Origin of the sequence: Pandoraea thiooxydans, from assembly GCF_001931675.1 — a bacterium.
Classification (GTDB): domain Bacteria; phylum Pseudomonadota; class Gammaproteobacteria; order Burkholderiales; family Burkholderiaceae; genus Pandoraea; species Pandoraea thiooxydans.
On the sequence record NZ_CP014839.1, the window covers coordinates 3,073,975 to 3,093,066 of the forward strand.

The window sequence follows — 19,092 nt, forward strand, 5'->3', positions numbered from 1 at the left end:
GGTGGCTTGGCCTGCGATCGCGCCGAGCGCCGCCAGACTCCTCTACGGGCGGTCTCCCTGAGCCCACTGTAGCAACTCGGCCACTTCGCGAAACAGCGTGCGGTCGATATACCGGTCGAGCGGCACCTGCTCGAAAATCTTCTCGGTCAGACCGGTATTGGCAAGCGTGGGCACCAGATTGCGCTCGGCCTGCTCGCGCATGCGAACGGCCACCTCCCCCTCCCCGCGCAGAATAACGCGCGGCAGCGTGCCGGCGCCGATGTACCACAGCGCAATCGCATGCTGCGGCGAATACAGAATCACCGAGGCCGCCCTCACCCGATCTTCCATCGCATTGAACAGCGCTTCGCGCGCCAGCGTGCGCCGGCGTGCCGCGACGCGCGGATCGCCCTCGGTTTCCTTGTATTCGCGCCGCACGTCCTCGATGGACATGCGCTGCTTCTTGGTGAATTCCGCCTGCTCATGCACGTAATCGAGCGCCGCGAACACCGCGAATACCACGGCAGCCCACCCCAGGATCGTCATGATGAGCCGCGCAGTCAATGCAAGTATCTGCATCGGCTCCAGGTAGCCCGCGTCCAGCGGCGCCTGCAACATGCCCCGCACAGCCACGAACAGCAGCAACGCCAGGCATAGCGTCTTCGCGCTCGTCTTGGCCAGGGAGATCAGATTGCGCAGCGAAAACATCCGCTTCAGACCCTCGCCGGGGTTCAGATGCTTCAGGTCGGGGCGAATGCGCGACCAGGCGATCAGCCCGCCGACCTGCGCGAACGCACCGGCCACTCCCAGCACGCCGCACAGCAACATGATTGCCAGGCCCATGCTCAGCCATGCGTGCAGTGCGGCGCTATAGGAAGCCGCCATGTGTGAGCCCGGGCGATGCAATGCAACCGCCGCCATGGCCATATTGAACAGTTGATAAAAGTTCTCGAACAGCCACGCGCCGCCCAATGCCAGTGCCGATGTCATACCGACGAAAACCACCGCCGAGGTGACTTCCTGGCTGCGCACCACCTGCCCCTCTTTGCGGGCTTCGCGCAGGCGCCGCGGGGTCGGCTTCTGGTCCTTTTCCGCCATTACAGAATCGCGTGCAACATCTGCAACAGGCCGCTGCCCGGCCGCAAGAAGTTACGCATCGCATCGAAAATGAAATAGAGAAACAGCGTCATCATCAATAACGCCAGCGCGCTTTTGATCGGCTGCGAAAACAGAAATACGTTGAATTGCGGCATGGCCCGCCCAATCAGGCCGATGCCCAATTCGGCCAGCAGCAGCACGATGATGACCGGTGCCGCCAGCTTGATCGTCCAGTCCATCAGTGAATCGCTCTGGCGCGCCACGAACTGGTCGAGCGCCGCATGCATGTGCGGGAAGAACGAGGTCACGGGCCAGACCCGGTAAGACTCGAAAATGATCCCGAGCATCGCCTGCAGGCCTCCACCGGTGACGAACAGCGCGATGGCGAAATAGCCGAGAAACCCGGCGGTCGGCCCGCTTTCCTGGCCCGACAGCGGATCGAAAAATGCGGCGTTGCCGGACCCCGTCTGGAAATCGATCAAATGACCGACGTTCTCGCAGGCCCAGAGGAAAATACTGAAGGTAAATCCAAGCAGCATGCCGATCAGCACCTCCTTGAGCGCGATCCCGAACCACGCCAGCGCCGGTAGCGCCTCAAGCGCGCCGATATTGACCGACGGCACGATCACCAGGGCCAGCACGGCGATGATTCCGTTGCGCACCATGCCGATCACCACGCGATTGGCAAACGCCGGCAACATCAGGAAAATCGGCACCAGCCGAGCGATCACGATCAGGAACGCATGGAACGTCGCCAGTTGCGCCGCGAACGCCAAGGTCTGCACGGACTACTCCGGCAGGCCCGGCAACGCCGCCGCGCCGGCCTCGTCAATGTCGCCGTCATCGAGCAGCGCGGCCGCGCCGGCACGCCCCCGCAGCGCGGCCGCATCGAGCGCCAGCTCGGCCCGGAACTCCTCCTGCTTGCCCCGGCGCTGCGCCACCCGCTCGTCGAGCTTGTCGATCTTGCGCGTATTTGCCTCGGCGCGCCAGAAATGCCGTCGCAGTTCGTCCAGGCGCGCCTGTTCCTCCCGCAGCCGTTCGCTGGCCTGCGACGCGTTTTGACCGGCGCGGATAATCAACCGTTGCAGGGCCACCTCGTTTTGCCCGGCATACTGCAACTCGCGCACGGTAGCGCGCGTGCCGCTCATGACCTCCGACAATCGTTGCGCCTCGCTGGCCTGTCCCTCGATGCATTGTCCCAGCACTGCCTGAGCGCGCGCGAACACCGCGCGCGACTGATTCACGGTCGCGTCCTGCTGATTGGCGCGCGTGAGTGCCGAGCGGCGCTTGAGTTCGCGAATGCGGCGCAGCCGCTCGAGCTTATCGTCCATATTGACCCGCCAAGGCGTGCAGCCGTGCCACCGCGTTATTGAATTCGTCGAGCTGCTCGGGCGACTGCGAAAGAAATGCCAGCAGGTCGCCGCGCGCGGCAATCGCCGCATCGGCCAGCGGATCGCTGCCCTGCCGATACTCGCCGATTTGCACCAATAGTTCGATATCCTGATATTTCGCCAAAAGAGCCCGCACCTGACCGGCCGCGCGCCGATGCCCGTCGCTGCTCACCTGGGGCATCACGCGGCTCAGGCTGGCCAATACGTCGATCGCCGGGAACTGATTGGCCATTGCCAGCTTGTGCGTCAACACGATATGACCGTCGAGGATAGAGCGCACTTCCTCGGCGATCGGATCCGACTCGGCTTCCCCCTCGACCAGTACCGTATAGAACGCCGTGATCGAGCCGCGCTCCCCCTGGCCGGCTCGCTCGAGCAGTTGCGGCAGCAGCGAGAATGTCGAGGGCGGATAACTGCGCCGCGTCGGCGGCTCGCCGCTGGCCAGCCCGACCTCGCGCTGCGCGCGCGCCAGGCGCGTGAGCGAATCGACCATCAACAGCACACTCAAGCCTTGATCGCGAAAATACTCGGCCACCGCGGTGGCCACGTGAGCCGACTTGACGCGCTCCATCGCAGGGCGATCGGAGGTCGACACCACGATGACCGCCTTGGCCCGCGTTTCGTCGCTGAGGTTGTGCTCGATGAACTCGCGAACCTCACGCCCGCGCTCGCCGATCAGGCCAATCACGATCACGTCGCACTGCGCGCCTCGTGCGATCATCCCCAGCAGCGTGCTCTTGCCCAACCCGGACGGCGCGAAAATCCCCATGCGCTGACCGACCCCCACCGTCAGCAGCGTATCGATCGCGCGCACGCCGGTGGGCATCGGCTGCGCGATCATCTGCCGGCGCAACGGATTGACCGGCTCGCCGTAGGTCGTCACGCGCTTATCGCAGGCAAGCGTGCCGCGCTCGTCGATCACCTGCCCCAGGCCGTCGAGCACGCGCCCGCGCAGCCCCGGTCCGACCTCGAAGGCATGGCTGTACCCCGACGGCAGAACCTCGGTGGCCGGTGACAAACCGTGCACACTGCCCAGCGGGGTGAGCAGCGTATTCTGTCGCGAGAAGCCCACCACTTCGGCCAGCAGCGGCTTCTCGCCTGGCGTGCGCAGCTCGCAAATTTCCCCGAGCCGGGCCTGAATGCCCGACGCATTGACCAACAGCCCAACCGTGCGATTGACGCGCCCGCGCATGCGCAATGGCGAAAAGCGCTCCAGCGCGCGCGCCATATCGCCAGCCAGCAAGGCCGCGCCGTCGGCATCCAGGGCGGGCGCGTCGAACGCCGCGCCATCCGGAAAGTCGTCACTCTCGTTCATGGCGTCTCCCGCTGCAATATCGCTTGGCGCAAGGCCGCAATCTGAGTCTCCAGGCTCGCGTCGATTTCGCCCGACGGGGTCTGCGCCACGCATGCCGTCTCCGCCAGGCTCGGGTCGACCACAACCTTCACCGGCTGCGCATTGAGGTCGCGCTGCCACACCTTGGCCAGCGCCTCGCGCAGCGCACCCTCCTGCGACGGCGCCACGCGCAGCACGACAAACGCCTCGTCGCGCACCAATGCCTCGATGCGCCGCAAGGCTGCGGCGAACAAATGACGCGGCTCGAGCTCGTCGGCCAACTCGGTCACCGCGCGCATCACCATGTCGGCCATCGTCTGCTTCAGCGCGCGCAGCTGACTGGCCGAATCGAGCGCGGACGCAATGGCTTTGCGGGCGTATTCGAGCTGGCCGCGCGCCACGCCGTCGCGGTAACCGAGCAGCTCCTTCTGTTCGTATTGCCGCTGCGCCTCCTGCAGGATGCGCTCGCGCTCTTTCTGCGCCGTGGCGATAATCGTGTTTGCCTCGAGCAGCGCCGCGTACTCGTTTTCCTTGAGCACCTTGCGCTCGCTGAGAATCTGCAGATTCTCGCTGGTAATCAGAAAAGCCAGTCCCATTCGCCGAGCCTCTCGGGGATCAAACACAAAAAGATCAACTCGCTGACCTGCTGGCGCTGCATGCCGTTGAGCAAATACGGCGGCTGTGCGGCCACCCCGAACGGAAACTTCAGCTGCAGGCGATCGAGCAGCGCCTTGCCGGCCGGCGCGAGGAAATCGAGCACCAGCCGGGCGCCCCGCTCGCGAATACGCGCCGCGGCGCGCTCCGGATACTGACGCAGCGGCTCGACGCTCTCGGCAATCGCGTCGAACGGCGGCACACGTTGCATGACGAAAGCCAGCGTCGCCTCGCCGAAGGTATCGTTAAGCGTGCGTTGCAGGCGCCGCCCGCCCGCCTCGCGCAGACTCTCCCGATGCAGGCACAGACCACAGTCGTCGCCCAGACGCATCAGAACCGCCGGGGGCAGAAGCGCCAGACGATATTCTTCGTGCGAAAAATCGAAATGCGTCGCCTCGTCCAGTCCGTACCGACGCGACAACACGCGCGCCAGCGCGGTACGACCACGCGCGCCAAGGCGAGCCGGCTCGCCCCGGTCGCCTGGCCATGTCTGACGCAGCCAGGTTGCATGAATATAATTGTCGGGCCGCAAATTGAACTCGCACGCCAGACTGGCCAGCGCGGTCTGGACGGGGCGGTGGGCGGTCCTGTTCACGCGCTCAGCCGCCTTCGCTCACCGGCTGATCGGCCGGCCGACGTTCGCCTCGGCCGCGCGGCGCAACGATATTCCGCAGGCGTCCCCGCCCCTGATACAGCAGCAGGGCCAGCGTCAGCAGCACCAGCAGGATCGCCAGCGCGCCAAGCCATCCCCATACATTGGAGATGCCATGCCAGCCGCCTGCCGCGGCAAGCTTCGAGGCCGGCAGCACTTGCGCGGCAGTCAGAAACAGCGACACGTTGTTATAAGTCAGGCCCTCGATGCTGTGCGCCACCAGGTCCTTGACCATTGGCGCCATGACACGCAAGTCGATGCCTGGCCGATATTTGATAAATACCGCCGCCGAAGACGGACGGACCTTATCGCTGAGCGGATCATTGCGCGGAATCACCACCTGCACGCGCGCGGCCACCACGCCGTCGATGTCCAGCAGAGTCTTGGACAGCTCCTGCGAGACTCCATAGATGTATCGAATGCGCTCTTCGGCCGGCGTGGCCACCAACCCCTGCTTCTTGAACAGTTCGCCAAGGTTGGTCAAGCGCGGACGCGGCAGCCCGGCGGCATGCAGCACATTGAGCGCGGCAGGAATATCTCCGTCGCCGACATTGACCTGCCAACTCCGGCTGTCGCCCGCGTCCACGCCCACTTTCGACGCCGCGATATTGGCGTTGGCCAACGCCGCGACCATCTGATTGGCTTCGTTTTCGGTCAGCCCGGTGTACAGCTCCTGCTGGCAGCCGGCCAGCAGGAGCGCGAGCAGACCCACAGCGAATATTCGCAGCAATTTATTCATGAACGATGACCCTCGCCTACCGGCTGCGCGCCAATGCGCTTAGCCTTCTTGCTGAACGCGCAACATCGAGCCGCAGAAGTTGTTACCGGCCTGCACCAGCCCCAGGTCGATATTGCATTTGGCCAATGCCATTTGCGACGATAGGCTGAACTCCGTCATCGCGATCATCGAGCCGGTGTAGTCGCCGTCCCGCATGCTCTGCAGCATCGCCGGCTCTTGCTGAGCGAGTCTCGTGAAGCTGTCGCCCAGCCCCTGCACCTGATCCCGAACCTCGCCCAGAAACCCGCTCATGCCGGACGCCGGCGTCGCGCCATTCATATCGAGCGCCACGTGCGTGGTGACCTGGGTTGTGTCGGCCGGGTTCGCGCCATTGGCAGACATCGTCTGATCGAACGCCTGAACATCGGCCGGATCGGGTTGAGGCGAATTCGCCGCTGACACCGCCGGCGGCGGCATCGCCGCCATACCGGCGCCGCCGGTCGCGGCCGCAATTTCACCAATTGCCATGATGCATTCTCCGTCAAGAAAAACATCGGCCTCCCTCACCGGACATCGCAATGCCCGGCGAGGTAATCGGCCCGCATTTCACAGACACCGGGGCGGCGCTGGCGCCGTCCTGGTCGTCCCAGGTCACGATAGTCGCGTACCGTCCCGCAGACCGCCGCCGATGGTCGCAGCAGTCGAAGTGGCGCCCTGAGCGGCGCCGTTTTCTACGTTGCAGGCCTGGCTGACCACCTGCGCCTTGATGCCATCCTGGGTAATTTGCTTCTCGGCATTCATTTCAGCCGTAATCGTGTCAGTTTGGCTTGTCGTGTCCACTGTTGATGGAGCGCCCATGATGAACTCCTTTCACCGTAAGTAAGTTGAACCACACATCATTGACTGTCCGATCTCTCGGGCCAGTCGCCTCGCGAAGGACGCATGCGCGCCCTGTCACGCCCTGTCGCGGCACATTGCCGCCTCATTCCAACGCCGACCGAATCACGGTTGACCCGGTCCGGCAATGTGCCAAACAATCTTTTGCCCACCGCGCTCGAACACCACGGTGTCCGGCGCAATACTGACGATTTGCAGACCATCGCGCATTTGCGCGCCCTCGAAGTAGTGCTCGCCGTTCTGCGTCTGGATAAAGCGTGTACCGCTGTCGTCCTGATAGACGCCAACGATCTCCGGCAGCGGCGCACCGCTGCCCAGATTGACCGGTCCTCGCGCGCCGCGATACTGCACTTCGTCGACCACCTTTGCCGCGGGCGCCGCATCGTGCTGGAAATTGCGTATGCGCTGTGCCAAGGCCGCGCTGCCGGCCGGCGGCGCTACGCCGGAAATCACCAATTTTCCATGTCCGCCATAACTCACCGACAGCGGCGTGTCGCTGAAATACTGCCGCGCCTCGGCCACCATCTTGTCGACGTTGTAAATCTTCCCCAGCACGACGCCGCCGAACGGTTCGATGACGTGCTGCACTTGGTCGCGCTCGCCGGAAGTCGGCAAATAACCGCTGACCACCAGCTTGCCTCCATCGCCAGGGGCAACCGCCAGCTCCGGATAGCCGGTCAGCGCCTGCTGAACCATGCGAATCCGTTCGAACTGGTTTGCCCCCGCCCACTGCGCGTTGCCGCGATGGGTCACTGCGTAATAGCCCCCCGCGGCCAGCGCAAGCACCGCCCAGGCTATAAGCACACCGAGCAGCCACTTGCGCACGTCGATACGCGCAAGTGCACCCGGCACGCCCGCCGCCCAGGCCAACAGAGGTGAGCTGTGCGCGGCCACCGCCGCCTGTTCGTACTCCGGCGGCACCGCCAACGCCGGCGCCGCCCACTGGATGCCGAAGCGAATCGAACCTGCACCGACCACGTCGCCAGGCACCAGGGTGCGCCGCCCGGCACCCAGCGCCTCGCCGTTGAGCGTGGCAGCCGCGTCGGTCGCGTTCTGGATCGACACGGCGATATGCCCGACGTGCAGCCGCAAGTGGCGTGCCGCGACATCGCGGTCCGGTAAAATCACATCGCACTCCGCCGACGAACCGACCCAGTTCTCTCCCAGACTCAGGCTCATGCTGCGTCCCATCATCGGCCCACTGAGAAAGTTGAGTTGCCATGGCGATTTATGGCCTGCTGTCGTTTGATCCATAAGGCTTGCTCGAAGCTGCACCAACCACCTGTCGCGCCGGCAGTACCGCGACCGGCCGCACCGTGCCCGGCACCTGAGGAGGCGTCGGTGCCGGCGACGGCGACGCACCGCTGGCCTGAGCCTGCGGCGCCCCGGCAACCGCATCCTGGCCGCGATATACCGGTTGCGCGTTGGGCGGCACCGCACCGTTGTTGACAGCGCTCGGCGGCAGATTGCTATCGGCGACCACCACGCGCGGCGTCAACAGATAGAAGCGCTCCATATGTTTGCCGGACTTGCTGGTGTACTTGAACAGATGGCCGAGAATCGGGATGTCCTGCAGCAACGGGATGCCAGTCTTGTTGTTCTGGAACTGATCTGTATTGAAGCCGGCGATCAACAGGCTCTTGCCCTCCCGGAGCATCGTCTGCGTTACGATCGAACGCTGCTCGACCACCGGAATATCGATGTTGTCAGAGGTTGTGGTGCCGGTCTGATTGCCGTCGTCGATCTGGATCGACAGCTTAACGTCCATCTGGCCACTGCCACGCTTGACGATCAGCGGCGTAACCTTCACGCTGGTGCCTACTGTCACGCCATACAACGAAGAGTCCTGATAGCCTGACACCGGCACGTAAAACGTCTGCAAATCCTGCAGCATCGCCTCCGTGTTGTTCAGTGTCAGGACGCGCGGCGTCGCACGCAACTGCGCATCGCCAGTCTGTGCCAGCGCATTGACGCGGGCCACCAGATAGTTCGCCAGCGAGCCGCCGATCGACGCGGTCAACGCCATGCCGGTCGGCGTGATGCTGTTGCCATTGCTGTCGGTCAGCGTCTGCCCGGCTTCCGTGGTGGCGGCGTTAAACGTCAGTGCCGGGCTGGTGCCGTGACCGAACTGAAAGTCGCCGTGCTTGGTATGCACCCGCCAATCGATCCCAAGGTCCTGTAGCGAATTGGTGTCGATATCCATGATCGTCAAATCGATTTCCAACAACTGTGGCCGGGAATCCAACGAATCGATCAGCGTTTTGTACTGGCTCATGCGCTCGGGCAGATCCCTGATCAGCACCGCATTGATCGCCGGGTCAGCCTCGATCTTGGGTAACTGGTTACTGCTCGATGAGCCCGCGCCGAACAGGTCGGACGTACCGCCGAACTGCGGCAAGCCGCTGCGGTTACCGCCATAGGCCCCGCCGGAATTGCCCTGCATAGTCGGTAACTGAATATTCGGCACATTGAACGTGCTGCCGCCTGCGAGCTTGAGTTGCCGCGTCGCGCCGCCCTCGAGCGCCGATGGCTCGTTCTCGCCCGGGCCGGCCTTGCGCAATCCGAACAGGCGCCGCAGCAGCGTTGCCATGCCCGGCACCGTCACTTCCTTACCGTCGCGATTGATGGAGAAATCGGAGGCCCACATATATTTCAAGGGAAACGCGCGAATCTCGGCGCGATCGTCGTTATAACTGGGGTTGGAAAACGTATTGAGCGCCTGCTTGACCAGATCCACGTAGCGATTCGGGCCCGAAACATAAACCGTGTTCTCCTTGTCGCTGATCACCAGCGGAAACCGCCGATCGGGAATGCGCATCGCCTCGATCACCCGGCTCAATTCCTGCGCGCTTCCCTTCGGAATCGAAAACACCTCCGTCCGCGCCTGGCTTGCCGGGTCGACGTACAGGAACGACCCGTCGTAGTACCAGGTCAGCCCGTAGGTCGCGCACACCGTATTGAGCGTGGCCGCCGGCGAGCCATCGAACTTGCCGCTGATCACGCCACCGACCTTCGGATTGATCACCGCGGTCACCCCTTGCGAGGAGGCCAGTTCGCGAATGAAGTCGCCCACGTTCTTGTTATCGGCCACAATGGAAAACGGCCGGTTCTTCCAATGCAGCTCCGCGCCGGCCGCATGCGCGATCATCAGCACATTGAGCGCCACGACAATTCCCATCAGCCTCGCGCACCATAATTTGGCCATCCCCACGCCCCCGTCACGTCGTAAGTCGCTATCGTTATTCATCATCACGTAATACTCATGACCTGCTGCAGCGCCTGTTGGGCGAATCGCAGAATCTCTCCCGCGCCCCACCCCGACATCAGCAGGATGGTTACCATCACGGCGATGGCCCGCACCGAAAAGCTGATCGTCTGATCCTGCACCTGGGTCACCGCCTGAGCCACGGCAACGATCAGCGCCGAGACCGCGGCCACCAGCACGACCGGCAGCGAGATCAGCAGAATCAACGTCAGACCCTGGCGGGTAATATCGAGAATCGTCGACGAATTCAAAAAAAGGCTCCCCAAAATCGGTGACAAACCGGATGACGCCGGCAACACCCGCATCACGGCGGATTCATCACCCAGCCGACCGTCTGCAACTGCACGTCCTCCTCGATCTCCTGATAGGAGAGCACCGGCAAATCAGGCAACAGCGGTTCGAGCAAGGTCTTCACGTAGCGGCGCGCATTGATCGAAACCATTACCGCAAGCTGGCTCTTGCGCTGCGCCAGATCGGCGATGCGCTTGACCTGATCGCAGATCTCCTGCTTGATGGGGCGTTCCAGGCCGAGAATGCTGCCCTGCTTGCTGCGCAGGATGTTGGCCTCGATGCGCTCCTGCAGGCTCTGCTCGAACAGGATCACCTCCAGGCTGCGCTGCTCGCCGCAGTAACGGTCGGTGATAAGCCGATGCAGATCGACGCGCACCATCTCGACCAGAGCGATGGTGTCTTCCGGCTCCTTCGGCGCCCAGGCGATCAGGCTCTCGAAGATCACGCGCAGGTTGCGCACCGGAATGTGTTCCATCAGCAGCCGGCGCAGCACTTCCGTGATGCGCTGCAATGGCACCAGCCGCATCAGCTCGGCGACCAGTTCCGCGTGATCGCGCCGCACCAGCTGCACCAGATTCTGCACCTCCTGAATGCCGATCAACGCCGAGGCATGCTTGCGCACCACCTGCTCGACGTGCGCTGCGATCACCTGTTCGCAGTTCCAGCCCTGGCGGTCGGTCAGCGGCGGCTGTCCGGCGGGGCTCTGAATCCACACCGGGTGCGCGAACGGTCCGAACGGCTCGCTGGGATGCTTTTCGATCACCGCCGGCAACTCGGACTGTCCGTCCCACAGCAGCCAGCCGGGCCGCACCTGGCCGCTGGCGGCCTGCACGTCCTGCACGGTGATCTGATACACGCCCGTGGCGCCCGCGGCACCCAGCGCGCCGCTCACGCCATAGGCCAGATTGATGCGCGGGAAAAGCGGACCGATATCCGCGTCCACCTTGGATTTCGAGCTCGATAACGCAGCTTGCAGGCGCGTCAGGTTGATTTCCGACTTGAGATCGTCAGACAGGCGCACGGCCACCAGTGCCGTGACACCGGCCGCGTGTGACGCCATGCCGCCCTCGCCTTCGCCCTCGCCCGCGGCATCGGCCAGCGCAATCAGATTGAGCGAGGGCTTGTCGCCGCGCCGCCGCAACAGCGAAACGCCAAGTCCACCGAGAATCAACGCCAGCGCGCCGAAGGCCCACTTCGGAAAGCCCGGCACCAGCAAGAACGAAAGCAATACCAGCGCGGCAATCACCATGGCGCGCGGATGCGCGGCCACCTGCGCGCCGATCTGCTCGCCAAGGTGCCGCTCGCGCGCATCGCGCGTGGCGACCCGGGTCGTCACGATGCCCGCGGCGATCGACACCAGCAGCGACGGAATCTGCGAGGCCATGCCGTCGCCCACGGTAAGCACCGAATAACGATGAATCGCACCGCCCACGCTCATGTCGTGCATCAGCGTACCGACCGCGATGCCGGCCACGATATTGATGAACGCGATGATGATGCCGGCGATCGCATCGCCCTTGACGAACTTCATCGCGCCATCCATCGCGCCATGCAGTTGCGACTCCTGCTCGAGCATCTCGCGCCGGTGCCGAGCCTCGTCCGACGAAATCACCCCGGCGCGCAAATCGGCGTCGATACTCATCTGCTTGCCGGGCATCGCGTCCAGCGAGAAGCGCGCACCGACCTCCGCCACGCGCTCCGAGCCCTTGGCGATCACGATGAACTGCACCACGGCAATCACCAGAAACACCACCCCGCCCACCACCACGTTGCCGCCGACGATCAGGCGCCCGAAGGTGTCGATGATGTGGCCGGCATTCGCGTGCAGCAGAATCAGCTTGCACGATGCGATGTTCAGCGAGAGTCGGAACAGGGTCGTGAACAGCAGCAGTGCCGGGAATGAAGAAAAGCTCACTGCCGAGGGCAGATAAGTCGACACCGTCAACAACAGAATGCTGGCCGCCAGATTGATCGAAATCAGCGCATCCATCATCGCGGTCGGCAGCGGCAGCACGAACAGCGCCACCACGGCGGCAACGAACAGCGCCAGCATCAGGTCGTAATTGCGCGACAGCGAAATCGGCAGCAACCACGGCCGCGCCGCCGCGATGTCCCACCCTGACAGCAATTTTCCAGGTCGCATCATCTTTTCGTCGAACCGCTTCTTCCAGGCTATATCGGTTGGCATGGCGCCGTCGCCCTGACACGGCAACGCGCACCGGCAACAGTTGCTCGCACGCCGCAAGTTCCGCTTTCGCCACGTACGTTTATTCGATGCTATGTAGGGAAGTGTACGAAGCGCGGGATCGCCGCACAATCCGGAGATTCGTAGTTGGCCATCGCTTTAATTGCGGCATTTTTACGAATACTACGTGTGCCTGTAGTTCATCTATCAGATGACAAACGCGTAAATTATATGTACTGCCAATTCTTGTTTTTTACCGAACCTGGCGCTCGTGCCGACCAGCTCGGCGAGTTGAGCGATCGCTCGATTTTCTAAATAATTTCGCCGCACGCGCGCGGCGGCTTCAATTCGGGAGGTGTCGTCACCAAAAGAATAACGCTTACTCAATAAATATCGATCCGGCGACGAGCGAGACCTGCTTCAACCATCATCGGAGACGAGGTTTACCTTCCTATGCATAAATTCGCGCCAGGTATCCAGGGCACACAACACGAATATCGTGAATTCTCAATCATCGGCGACGAGCATATCGCCGCGAGCAGGAGCACCGAGGCCATTTCGGACGGCACGATGCTCGGGCAGTTCTCGGGTGCCTCCAGCGATCTGCGCAACGCAAAGAGCCCCGAAGAGCGTCAAATGCTGGTGCGCACGATGCTGCGCACGCTGGGCTTTAACTGGCTTTGCTACTGCCGCTTCACGCAGATCGGCGAGATGGTCAGCGATGCGCTGTACTACGGCACATTCTCGCCCGCCGGCTGGCCCAAGAAGTATTTCGGCGAAAAACATCACGAGGTCGACCCGCGGCTGTGTTTCGCCAGCCGTTACGAATGGCCGTTGATCTGGGATCTATCGATCCTCGCCAATGCCCGCGAGCACGGCCGCGACTCATTGCGCACGCAACGCTTCATCGAAGATGCCGAGCGTGCCGGCATCCGCAGCGGCGTGACCTTCGGGCTGGTCAACCCGCGCAATCTCGACCACAGTGTGATTCATTTCAGTTCGTCGACGCCAGGCAAGGGCTGGATCGTCGACAGCGTGGTCGGCCAGGCCTACGCAGTGGGCCTGAGCCTGCACGAATTTTTGCTGCATCACGTCGCCACGCCCAACCTGGCGCACGACATGAGCGGGCTGTCCGACGTGCAGCGCAATATTCTCAACTACATCACCAACGGCATGAGCGACAAGGAAATCGCCGATCAATTGAATATGTCGATTCATAACGTCGACTATCACTTGCGGCAACTCAAGAAGCGCTATGGCGCACAAAACCGCGTGCAACTGGCCTATATCACCGGGCGCTTTCTCTCCAACTGATCGAAACACAGGACCTCATCCGTGCGCCCGCCCGATTTCCAGAACCTCGCCGATGCCGCGGCGCTGCCCCGTCTGAGCCAACCGGTCGCGCAGACGCTCAATCGCATTTACGCATGGCCGGACTCCCTGGCATGCCGGGTGCGGGACTTCCTGTTTCATTGCCGCTGGGACTACGGCGCACGCTTGTCGCAGCCGACTTGCACGTATCGTTTTCAATGCGGCCCGGCCACCGGCTGGATACTGCTCGAGGCGTGGGCCGAACGCCTGCTCATCGGCGACGCGGCCCATCCCGACGTGCCGCCGGACCTGCGCTACGCGCTGGTCGCCGACGCATTGACGCCTTGGCTCGACGCGCTGGAAAAGCTGTTGCGCCGGCCGATGGAGCTGCTGCCGCCCGGCGACGCGCAGCCGCCCGGCTCGCCCGACGACGTCGGCTGGCTGCGCTTTCACGTCACGCGCGAAACGGTGATCGAGCCCGGCGCCGAAGGAGCGTCGGCTCCGGCCACCGAGGCCCCGGAAGACTGGCACTGCTATGGCGCACTGCATTTCGACGATGACCGCTGGCTCTCGCTGGCCTGCGCTGAGCGCGAGCCGGCGAGCCGGCCGCGCCACCGCCTCGGCTCGCTGCCGGTGGGGCTGGTCTTTCGGCTGGGCACCACCCGGCTCTCGCTGCGCGAGATGCGCGGCATCGCCCACGGGGACATCGTCGGCATCGAACACTGGGTGTCCGCAGGCAAGTCCTTGATGTGCAAAGCCGTGCTGCCGGGCGAAGTCGGTCGTGTCATCACCGGCAAGATCGGCGGCAACCAGATCTTGATAGAAAAAATCCAGGAGGTTTCCTTGAATGAAGAGAACAGCATCGCCACGGCCGAGGCATCCGACGCCGGCGACAGCACGCTCAAGTCACTCGACGCGATGGAGGTCGAGGTCAGCTTCGAGCTGGAAAAGCGCACCATGACACTGGCCGAACTGCAGGCCTTGCGCGAAGGCCACATCGTCGAGCTCGAACAACCCCTTAATCAGAGCCGGGTTCACATCCTGGCCAACGGCGCGCGGGTCGGCCATGGCCACCTGATCGCCGTTGGCAACAAACTGGGCGTGCGGGTCTCGGAATTCGCAGGCACCCATCATGCCCGGTAATCTTCCGAATCCGGTCGCGCTGCTGGCGCTGATCGCCGTACTGGGCGTGGCGCCGTTCGCGGCGCTCATGATTACCAGCTATACCAAGCTGGTGGTCGTATTTGGCCTGATCCGGGCGGCCCTCGGCATCCAGCAGGTGCCGCCCAACATCGTGCTCAACGGCATCGCCATCATTCTGTCGATCTATATCATGGCGCCGGTGGGCATGGATGTCGCCGATGCGTTGCGGGCAACCAATTTTTCGATCAGTCAGAACATGACGATCGACGATGTCAGCAACGCATTCACCGTTGCCGAGCCGCCCATCAAGAAATTTCTCGAGCAACATACCTCCGAGCGCGAACGCAATTTCTTCCTGAAGTCAGCCACCAGCATCTGGCCGGCCGCGCGCGCGCAGACCCTGCAGGCCGACGACCTGACGGTGCTGGTGCCCAGTTTCACACTCAGCGAGTTGACCAAGGCGTTTCAGATCGGCTTCATCATCTACATCGTCTTTGTCGTAGTCGATCTGATCGTCGCCAATGTGCTGCTCGCGCTCGGCATGCAGATGATCGCACCGACGACCATCTCGGTGCCGTTCAAACTATTGCTGTTCGTCGCACTCGACGGCTGGTCCGTTTTGGTGCACGGCCTGATTCTCTCGTATCGGTAGGATGGAGGACGCAATGCGGCGACCAGGCTCACGCACATTCGTCTGGCTTGCCGCAGCCGTCTTCATTCTGCTGGCGGGCCCCGTCACGCCGGCCTCGGCATGGGACTCGCACCCGCTGATCGTCCTGCCGGTGCACGCCAGGGCGCACGTCGATCGAGGCGCCGATACGCATATCGTCGACGCCACTGCCGAGGCCTATGCCGAGTCACGCCAGGATCCGCGCGCCGCGCGGGCCGCGCAAGACGCCGGCGCCTTGCGGCAAGCCAGATTCGAGGCGCTCGCCGCGCGGTGCGCCCCGCATGTCGGCCCGCTGACACTGGCAGCGCTGGTGCGGGTCGAGTCGGATTTCAATCCCTATGCCATCGGCGTGGTCGGCGCCCACCTCAGGCGACAGCCGCGATCACTTGCCGAGGCGGTGGCCACCGCACGGGCACTCGCCGCCGCCGGGTACAACTTCAGTCTCGGGCTGGGGCAGATCAATCGCCACAATCTGGCTCGCTACGGCGAGAACTACACGACCATTTTCGACGTATGCCGCAATCTGCATGCCGGCGCGCAGATCCTGGCGTCGTGCTACGCCCGCTCGCTGGCGCGTTACCCGACGCAACAGGCCGCATTGCGCGCGGCGCTGTCGTGCTACTACAGTGGTAATTTCACCACAGGATTCCGGCAGGGCTATGTCACGAAAGTCGTCGACAGTGCCGCGACCCAGGCACGGCTCGGCGTTACCGCGCCCGCCCCGCCAATGTGGACGATGCCGCGCCCCGCGGCGGCGCGCCCGGATGCGAGCCGTGCGATCGTGCCCATCCCGGTTGCGCGGGGCCTGACGTCGACCACGAACTCGGACTCCTGCAGACACAGCGGCCACGGCCAGGTGTTGCTCGTGGCATGTCGCGCCAATACCGCGGGATTGTGCATGCGGTGTCTACATACGTCTCCGTGAATATCGTCCCGGGTAATCATTTCGGCAGCCTTATTACCGCGGCGCAATAAAGAATATAAGACCTAGAAATTTAACTGAAACATTTTTTGGTTATGATTTAAACTTGCTGCACAACGAAGCGAAGACCACCACAGCGAAGGTTGCACGATCTGCAGCCTCACCAGAAAAACGCTTCGAGTGCCAAACCACGAATACGGGAATGCAAGAGAGCCCGCCGCCTATCGGGCGGTGATTGTCACGCAACCGCAGGCCGGTCCGCAATCGGCGCACGGTGCGAACAGTCGGGTCGGACAATTGCGTTTCCGTCGCGCCCGCCGCCATTGCGCGGCGCATCTGCGGAGCAGTTGCCGTCCCGACGCGTTCGACTCCCGTGCCTGTCAGTCATATGAACCATTGCGCTCTTGCCTGCCCTTGAAGGGGCACTGTCATGGCGTTGGTGCATTCTCTTTCCCCCGAGCCGTCCGCGACTCAACCGTCGGGCGCGGCCGCGCCGCAGCCATGCGCGTTCGATGCGCCGCCCTGCATGCCGGAGCTGGTTTTCTGCGACGAGGTCGACCTCTCGATTCACCAGTTCCGCCACGGCCTGCGGCACCCGCCGTTCGGCGGCCGCGCCTCGATCGCCGCCGAACTCGATTCGGCACGCAACGCCAAGGAACGGATTCGCGTCATTCGCAGCATGTTGCACATCATCGGGTTCACCTGCATGGTCTGCGTGACGCTGCAACTGATCGACGACGAAATCGTGCGCGCCTTTTTTCTCAATTGCGGCGTGTCGCCGGATTTCTTTCAGAGCTATTTTCGGGACGGTTTTCATCGGATCGACCCGCGCCTGGCCTCGGTGTCGAGCGTCGGTTTGCCGATCATCTGGGATCTCGGCACACTGCACGAGACGCTGCGACGCAGCACCGATCCCGTGCGGGGACGAGCCCTCACCGCCGCGCTGGACCGCCACGGGATGCGCAGCGGCCTGATGTTCGGCATGCCGTTGCCGCGCACCAATCTGCATACCGTCATCGGTTTCAGCGGCCCGCAGCCGAGCGGCGACTGGATCGGCGACAGCACGATCGGCCAGGCGATGACGCTGGGCCTGGCGATTCATCAGAACACCAACGATTACATCCGCGCGCTGGCGCAGCAAAACGGCACCGCCATGCTCTCGGAAATGCAGCAGCGCATTCTGGCGGGGCTGGCAGCGGGCCTGAGCGACAAGGAAATCGCACAGCGCCTGCACACGACGTCGCATAACGTCGACTACCACCTGCGGCTGCTGCGCAAAAAATACGCGGTCAGCAATCGTGCACAACTGGCCTACACGGCCGGGCGTCTGGGCCTGGTGTAACGCGCGTTTCCTGATATGGCGCGATAAGCGGGGCGCCGCTGGGCGCCCCATGCAGCCATGGATGCGCCCGCCCGCGGATGTCAATGCGGCCTGACCTCGCCAAGATCGGCAACAAACGCGTCGATCATGGCCTTGCGCACGCCGGGCATGCAGATCACGTGAGACCATCCATCGGCCGTGGCCAGCTGCCACTTGAAAATGAGCTGCTCCGGCGGTGCGGCGAGCATGACAGTCAGGGCCTGGGGATTGCGCCAACTGTCCCAGCCGATGCGCTGGAGTTCGGCGTGCGCGTAAGCCGCCAACGCCAAGCCCTGCTCGGCGCGATGCTTGAACCCCATCACGCCCCAGCGCTGAATGGCGTGCCACAAAATAAGCGGCAAATGGCCATTGCGCGAGCCGCTGATGGTGCGATCGATGGATCCGGTGTAGTTCGCACTGCGTCGCACGCGCTCGATATCGGCGCGCTTGACGATCACCACACCCGACGGCATCGGCGAGCCCAAAAACTTGTGACCGCTGACATTGACGCTGCTGGCCCCGTCCTGAAAGTCGAACGGCCAGCGCGGCGTCAACAGTCCGGCATACGCCCCGGCGAGCGCACCATCGGCGTGCACGTGAGACTCTCGCACGCCGGCCGCTTGCAGCGCCCGCTGAATGCTCGTGACGCTGTCCCTGGCCTCGGTCATGGTCGTGCCGATGGTGGCCACGACAATGGCTGCGCTCGACATTTGTGCGCCGGCCAACTGTTGGAGCGCGGCGTAATCCATCTCACCGCTTGGCTGCGCCGGCACGACCACACCGCGCATGCCCAGCAGATGAACGTTCTTGGGCACGCTGTAATGCGCGGCACTCGAGTAATACACCGGCGCGGCCGGATATTTTTCGCGCGCCACATACAGCGCATAGAGATTGCATTCGGTGCTGCCGTTCGTGACATACCCCCAATAGCCATCCTCGGGAGCGCGGAACAATTTGGCAAAAAACGCGATGACTTCCTGTTCGAAGTCTTTGGTGTTCATGCCGTGCCAAGTGCGCACGAAAGGATCGCCGACATTATTGAGCAATGTGCGCATGATCGGTTCGAGCCCCACTGCGTCGAAATCGAGTGCGGCGGGAAAGCCGATAAAGCGGCTACGCTCGTCCGACAGCCGCGCGGACAGAGCCCGCAAGCGCATCTCGGTCAGTCCGTTCAACGTCGGGGTATCTAAATTTTTCATTGCCTCGGGACCTGACAAGCCCGC

General features: G+C 63.3%; 20 protein-coding genes. 5 read left to right on the forward strand and 15 right to left on the reverse strand.

Annotation, left to right across the window (positions count from 1 at the left end):
- Positions 1–42 precede the first annotated feature (42 nt).
- The 14 genes from PATSB16_RS14085 to PATSB16_RS20900 form a co-directional block, all read right to left on the reverse strand.
- Positions 43–1,077: an EscU/YscU/HrcU family type III secretion system export apparatus switch protein gene (locus PATSB16_RS14085; RefSeq protein WP_047214754.1), complete on the reverse strand. Its 1,035-nt coding sequence runs from the start codon at positions 1,075–1,077 to the stop codon at positions 43–45.
- Positions 1,077–1,862 carry a type III secretion system export apparatus subunit SctT gene (gene sctT, locus PATSB16_RS14090; RefSeq protein WP_047214755.1) on the reverse strand — a complete coding sequence of 262 codons (786 nt, stop codon included), beginning with the start codon at positions 1,860–1,862 and terminating at the stop codon, positions 1,077–1,079. Before sctT ends, PATSB16_RS14085 begins: the two co-directional genes overlap by 1 nt.
- A 3-nt stretch (positions 1,863–1,865) precedes the next feature.
- Entirely contained in the window at positions 1,866–2,408 is a 543-nt protein-coding gene (locus PATSB16_RS14095; RefSeq protein WP_047214757.1) for a hypothetical protein, read from the reverse strand.
- Positions 2,398–3,783 (reverse strand): FliI/YscN family ATPase, encoded by a 1,386-nt coding sequence (locus PATSB16_RS14100; protein ID WP_052892689.1) that lies wholly within the window; start codon positions 3,781–3,783, stop codon positions 2,398–2,400. The genes PATSB16_RS14095 and PATSB16_RS14100 overlap by 11 nt, the downstream gene beginning before the upstream one ends.
- Positions 3,780–4,397: a type III secretion system stator protein SctL gene (gene sctL / locus PATSB16_RS14105; protein WP_047214759.1), complete on the reverse strand. Its 618-nt coding sequence runs from the start codon at positions 4,395–4,397 to the stop codon at positions 3,780–3,782. Before sctL ends, PATSB16_RS14100 begins: the two co-directional genes overlap by 4 nt.
- Entirely contained in the window at positions 4,379–5,050 is a 672-nt protein-coding gene (locus PATSB16_RS14110) for a SctK family type III secretion system sorting platform protein (RefSeq protein WP_047214760.1), read from the reverse strand. Before PATSB16_RS14110 ends, sctL begins: the two co-directional genes overlap by 19 nt.
- A gap of 4 nt (positions 5,051–5,054) precedes the next feature.
- On the reverse strand, positions 5,055–5,846 hold the full coding sequence (gene sctJ / locus PATSB16_RS14115) for a type III secretion system inner membrane ring lipoprotein SctJ (RefSeq protein ID WP_072628653.1): 792 nt from the start codon (positions 5,844–5,846) through the stop codon (positions 5,055–5,057).
- Positions 5,847–5,885: 39 nt separating this feature from the next.
- The gene (locus PATSB16_RS14120; protein ID WP_047214763.1) at positions 5,886–6,353 is read right to left on the reverse strand and encodes a hypothetical protein; all 468 of its coding nucleotides are present in this window, start codon (positions 6,351–6,353) and stop codon (positions 5,886–5,888) included.
- 123 nt (positions 6,354–6,476) lie between these two features.
- Entirely contained in the window at positions 6,477–6,683 is a 207-nt protein-coding gene (locus tag PATSB16_RS20895; protein ID WP_156884752.1) for a hypothetical protein, read from the reverse strand.
- A gap of 144 nt (positions 6,684–6,827) precedes the next feature.
- Positions 6,828–7,976: an FHA domain-containing protein gene (locus PATSB16_RS14125; RefSeq protein WP_169834620.1), complete on the reverse strand. Its 1,149-nt coding sequence runs from the start codon at positions 7,974–7,976 to the stop codon at positions 6,828–6,830.
- Positions 7,951–9,900: a type III secretion system outer membrane ring subunit SctC gene (sctC, locus tag PATSB16_RS14130; protein ID WP_052892691.1), complete on the reverse strand. Its 1,950-nt coding sequence runs from the start codon at positions 9,898–9,900 to the stop codon at positions 7,951–7,953. Before sctC ends, PATSB16_RS14125 begins: the two co-directional genes overlap by 26 nt.
- A 71-nt stretch (positions 9,901–9,971) precedes the next feature.
- Positions 9,972–10,238 (reverse strand): type III secretion system export apparatus subunit SctS, encoded by a 267-nt coding sequence (gene sctS / locus PATSB16_RS14135; RefSeq protein ID WP_047216586.1) that lies wholly within the window; start codon positions 10,236–10,238, stop codon positions 9,972–9,974.
- A 53-nt stretch (positions 10,239–10,291) separates the two neighbouring features.
- Positions 10,292–12,466 carry a type III secretion system export apparatus subunit SctV gene (gene sctV, locus PATSB16_RS14140; protein WP_237170235.1) on the reverse strand — a complete coding sequence of 725 codons (2,175 nt, stop codon included), beginning with the start codon at positions 12,464–12,466 and terminating at the stop codon, positions 10,292–10,294.
- A gap of 204 nt (positions 12,467–12,670) precedes the next feature.
- The gene (locus PATSB16_RS20900; protein ID WP_156884754.1) at positions 12,671–12,850 is read right to left on the reverse strand and encodes a hypothetical protein; all 180 of its coding nucleotides are present in this window, start codon (positions 12,848–12,850) and stop codon (positions 12,671–12,673) included.
- A 66-nt stretch (positions 12,851–12,916) separates the two neighbouring features.
- Here PATSB16_RS20900 and PATSB16_RS14145 point away from each other — a divergent pair, with 66 nt between their 5' ends.
- The 5 genes from PATSB16_RS14145 to PATSB16_RS14165 all read left to right on the forward strand — a co-directional run bounded on the left by PATSB16_RS14145 (position 12,917) and on the right by PATSB16_RS14165 (position 17,851).
- Positions 12,917–13,777: a helix-turn-helix transcriptional regulator gene (locus PATSB16_RS14145; protein ID WP_052892692.1), complete on the forward strand. Its 861-nt coding sequence runs from the start codon at positions 12,917–12,919 to the stop codon at positions 13,775–13,777.
- Positions 13,778–13,798: 21 nt separating this feature from the next.
- Positions 13,799–14,917 carry a type III secretion system cytoplasmic ring protein SctQ gene (gene sctQ / locus PATSB16_RS14150; RefSeq protein WP_047214764.1) on the forward strand — a complete coding sequence of 373 codons (1,119 nt, stop codon included), beginning with the start codon at positions 13,799–13,801 and terminating at the stop codon, positions 14,915–14,917.
- A complete protein-coding gene (gene sctR / locus PATSB16_RS14155; RefSeq protein WP_047214765.1) occupies positions 14,907–15,569 on the forward strand; it encodes a type III secretion system export apparatus subunit SctR in 663 nt (220 codons plus the stop codon). The genes sctQ and sctR overlap by 11 nt, the downstream gene beginning before the upstream one ends.
- Positions 15,570–15,582: 13 nt before the next feature.
- Entirely contained in the window at positions 15,583–16,512 is a 930-nt protein-coding gene (locus PATSB16_RS14160; protein ID WP_083566784.1) for a lytic transglycosylase domain-containing protein, read from the forward strand.
- A gap of 427 nt (positions 16,513–16,939) precedes the next feature.
- Positions 16,940–17,851, forward strand: a complete 912-nt coding sequence (locus PATSB16_RS14165) for a helix-turn-helix transcriptional regulator (protein WP_047214766.1) — start codon at positions 16,940–16,942, stop codon at positions 17,849–17,851.
- Between the two features lie 80 nt (positions 17,852–17,931).
- Here the strand turns inward: PATSB16_RS14165 and PATSB16_RS14170 are convergent, their stop codons facing one another.
- Positions 17,932–19,068 carry a histidine decarboxylase gene (locus tag PATSB16_RS14170; RefSeq protein WP_072628654.1) on the reverse strand — a complete coding sequence of 379 codons (1,137 nt, stop codon included), beginning with the start codon at positions 19,066–19,068 and terminating at the stop codon, positions 17,932–17,934.
- Positions 19,069–19,092 lie beyond the last annotated feature (24 nt).

Excerpts from the sequence above, each read along its gene's own strand:
- PATSB16_RS14085 (WP_047214754.1), bottom strand. The coding sequence starts at position 1,077 with ATGGCGGAAAAGGACCAGAAGCCGACCCCGCGGCGCCTGCGCGAAGCC.
- PATSB16_RS14095 (WP_047214757.1), bottom strand. The coding sequence starts at position 2,408 with ATGGACGATAAGCTCGAGCGGCTGCGCCGCATTCGCGAACTCAAGCGC.
- PATSB16_RS14100 (WP_052892689.1), bottom strand. The coding sequence starts at position 3,783 with ATGAACGAGAGTGACGACTTTCCGGATGGCGCGGCGTTCGACGCGCCC.
- sctL (WP_047214759.1), bottom strand. The coding sequence starts at position 4,397 with ATGGGACTGGCTTTTCTGATTACCAGCGAGAATCTGCAGATTCTCAGC.
- sctJ (WP_072628653.1), bottom strand. The coding sequence starts at position 5,846 with ATGAATAAATTGCTGCGAATATTCGCTGTGGGTCTGCTCGCGCTCCTG.
- PATSB16_RS14120 (WP_047214763.1), bottom strand. The coding sequence starts at position 6,353 with ATGGCAATTGGTGAAATTGCGGCCGCGACCGGCGGCGCCGGTATGGCG.
- PATSB16_RS20895 (WP_156884752.1), bottom strand. The coding sequence starts at position 6,683 with ATGGGCGCTCCATCAACAGTGGACACGACAAGCCAAACTGACACGATT.
- PATSB16_RS14125 (WP_169834620.1), bottom strand. The coding sequence starts at position 7,976 with ATGGATCAAACGACAGCAGGCCATAAATCGCCATGGCAACTCAACTTT.
- sctC (WP_052892691.1), bottom strand. The coding sequence starts at position 9,900 with ATGGGAATTGTCGTGGCGCTCAATGTGCTGATGATCGCGCATGCGGCC.
- sctV (WP_237170235.1), bottom strand. The coding sequence starts at position 12,466 with ATGCCAACCGATATAGCCTGGAAGAAGCGGTTCGACGAAAAGATGATG.
- PATSB16_RS14145 (WP_052892692.1), top strand. The coding sequence starts at position 12,917 with ATGCATAAATTCGCGCCAGGTATCCAGGGCACACAACACGAATATCGT.
- sctR (WP_047214765.1), top strand. The coding sequence starts at position 14,907 with ATGCCCGGTAATCTTCCGAATCCGGTCGCGCTGCTGGCGCTGATCGCC.
- PATSB16_RS14160 (WP_083566784.1), top strand. The coding sequence starts at position 15,583 with ATGCGGCGACCAGGCTCACGCACATTCGTCTGGCTTGCCGCAGCCGTC.
- PATSB16_RS14165 (WP_047214766.1), top strand. The coding sequence starts at position 16,940 with ATGGCGTTGGTGCATTCTCTTTCCCCCGAGCCGTCCGCGACTCAACCG.
- PATSB16_RS14170 (WP_072628654.1), bottom strand. The coding sequence starts at position 19,068 with ATGAAAAATTTAGATACCCCGACGTTGAACGGACTGACCGAGATGCGC.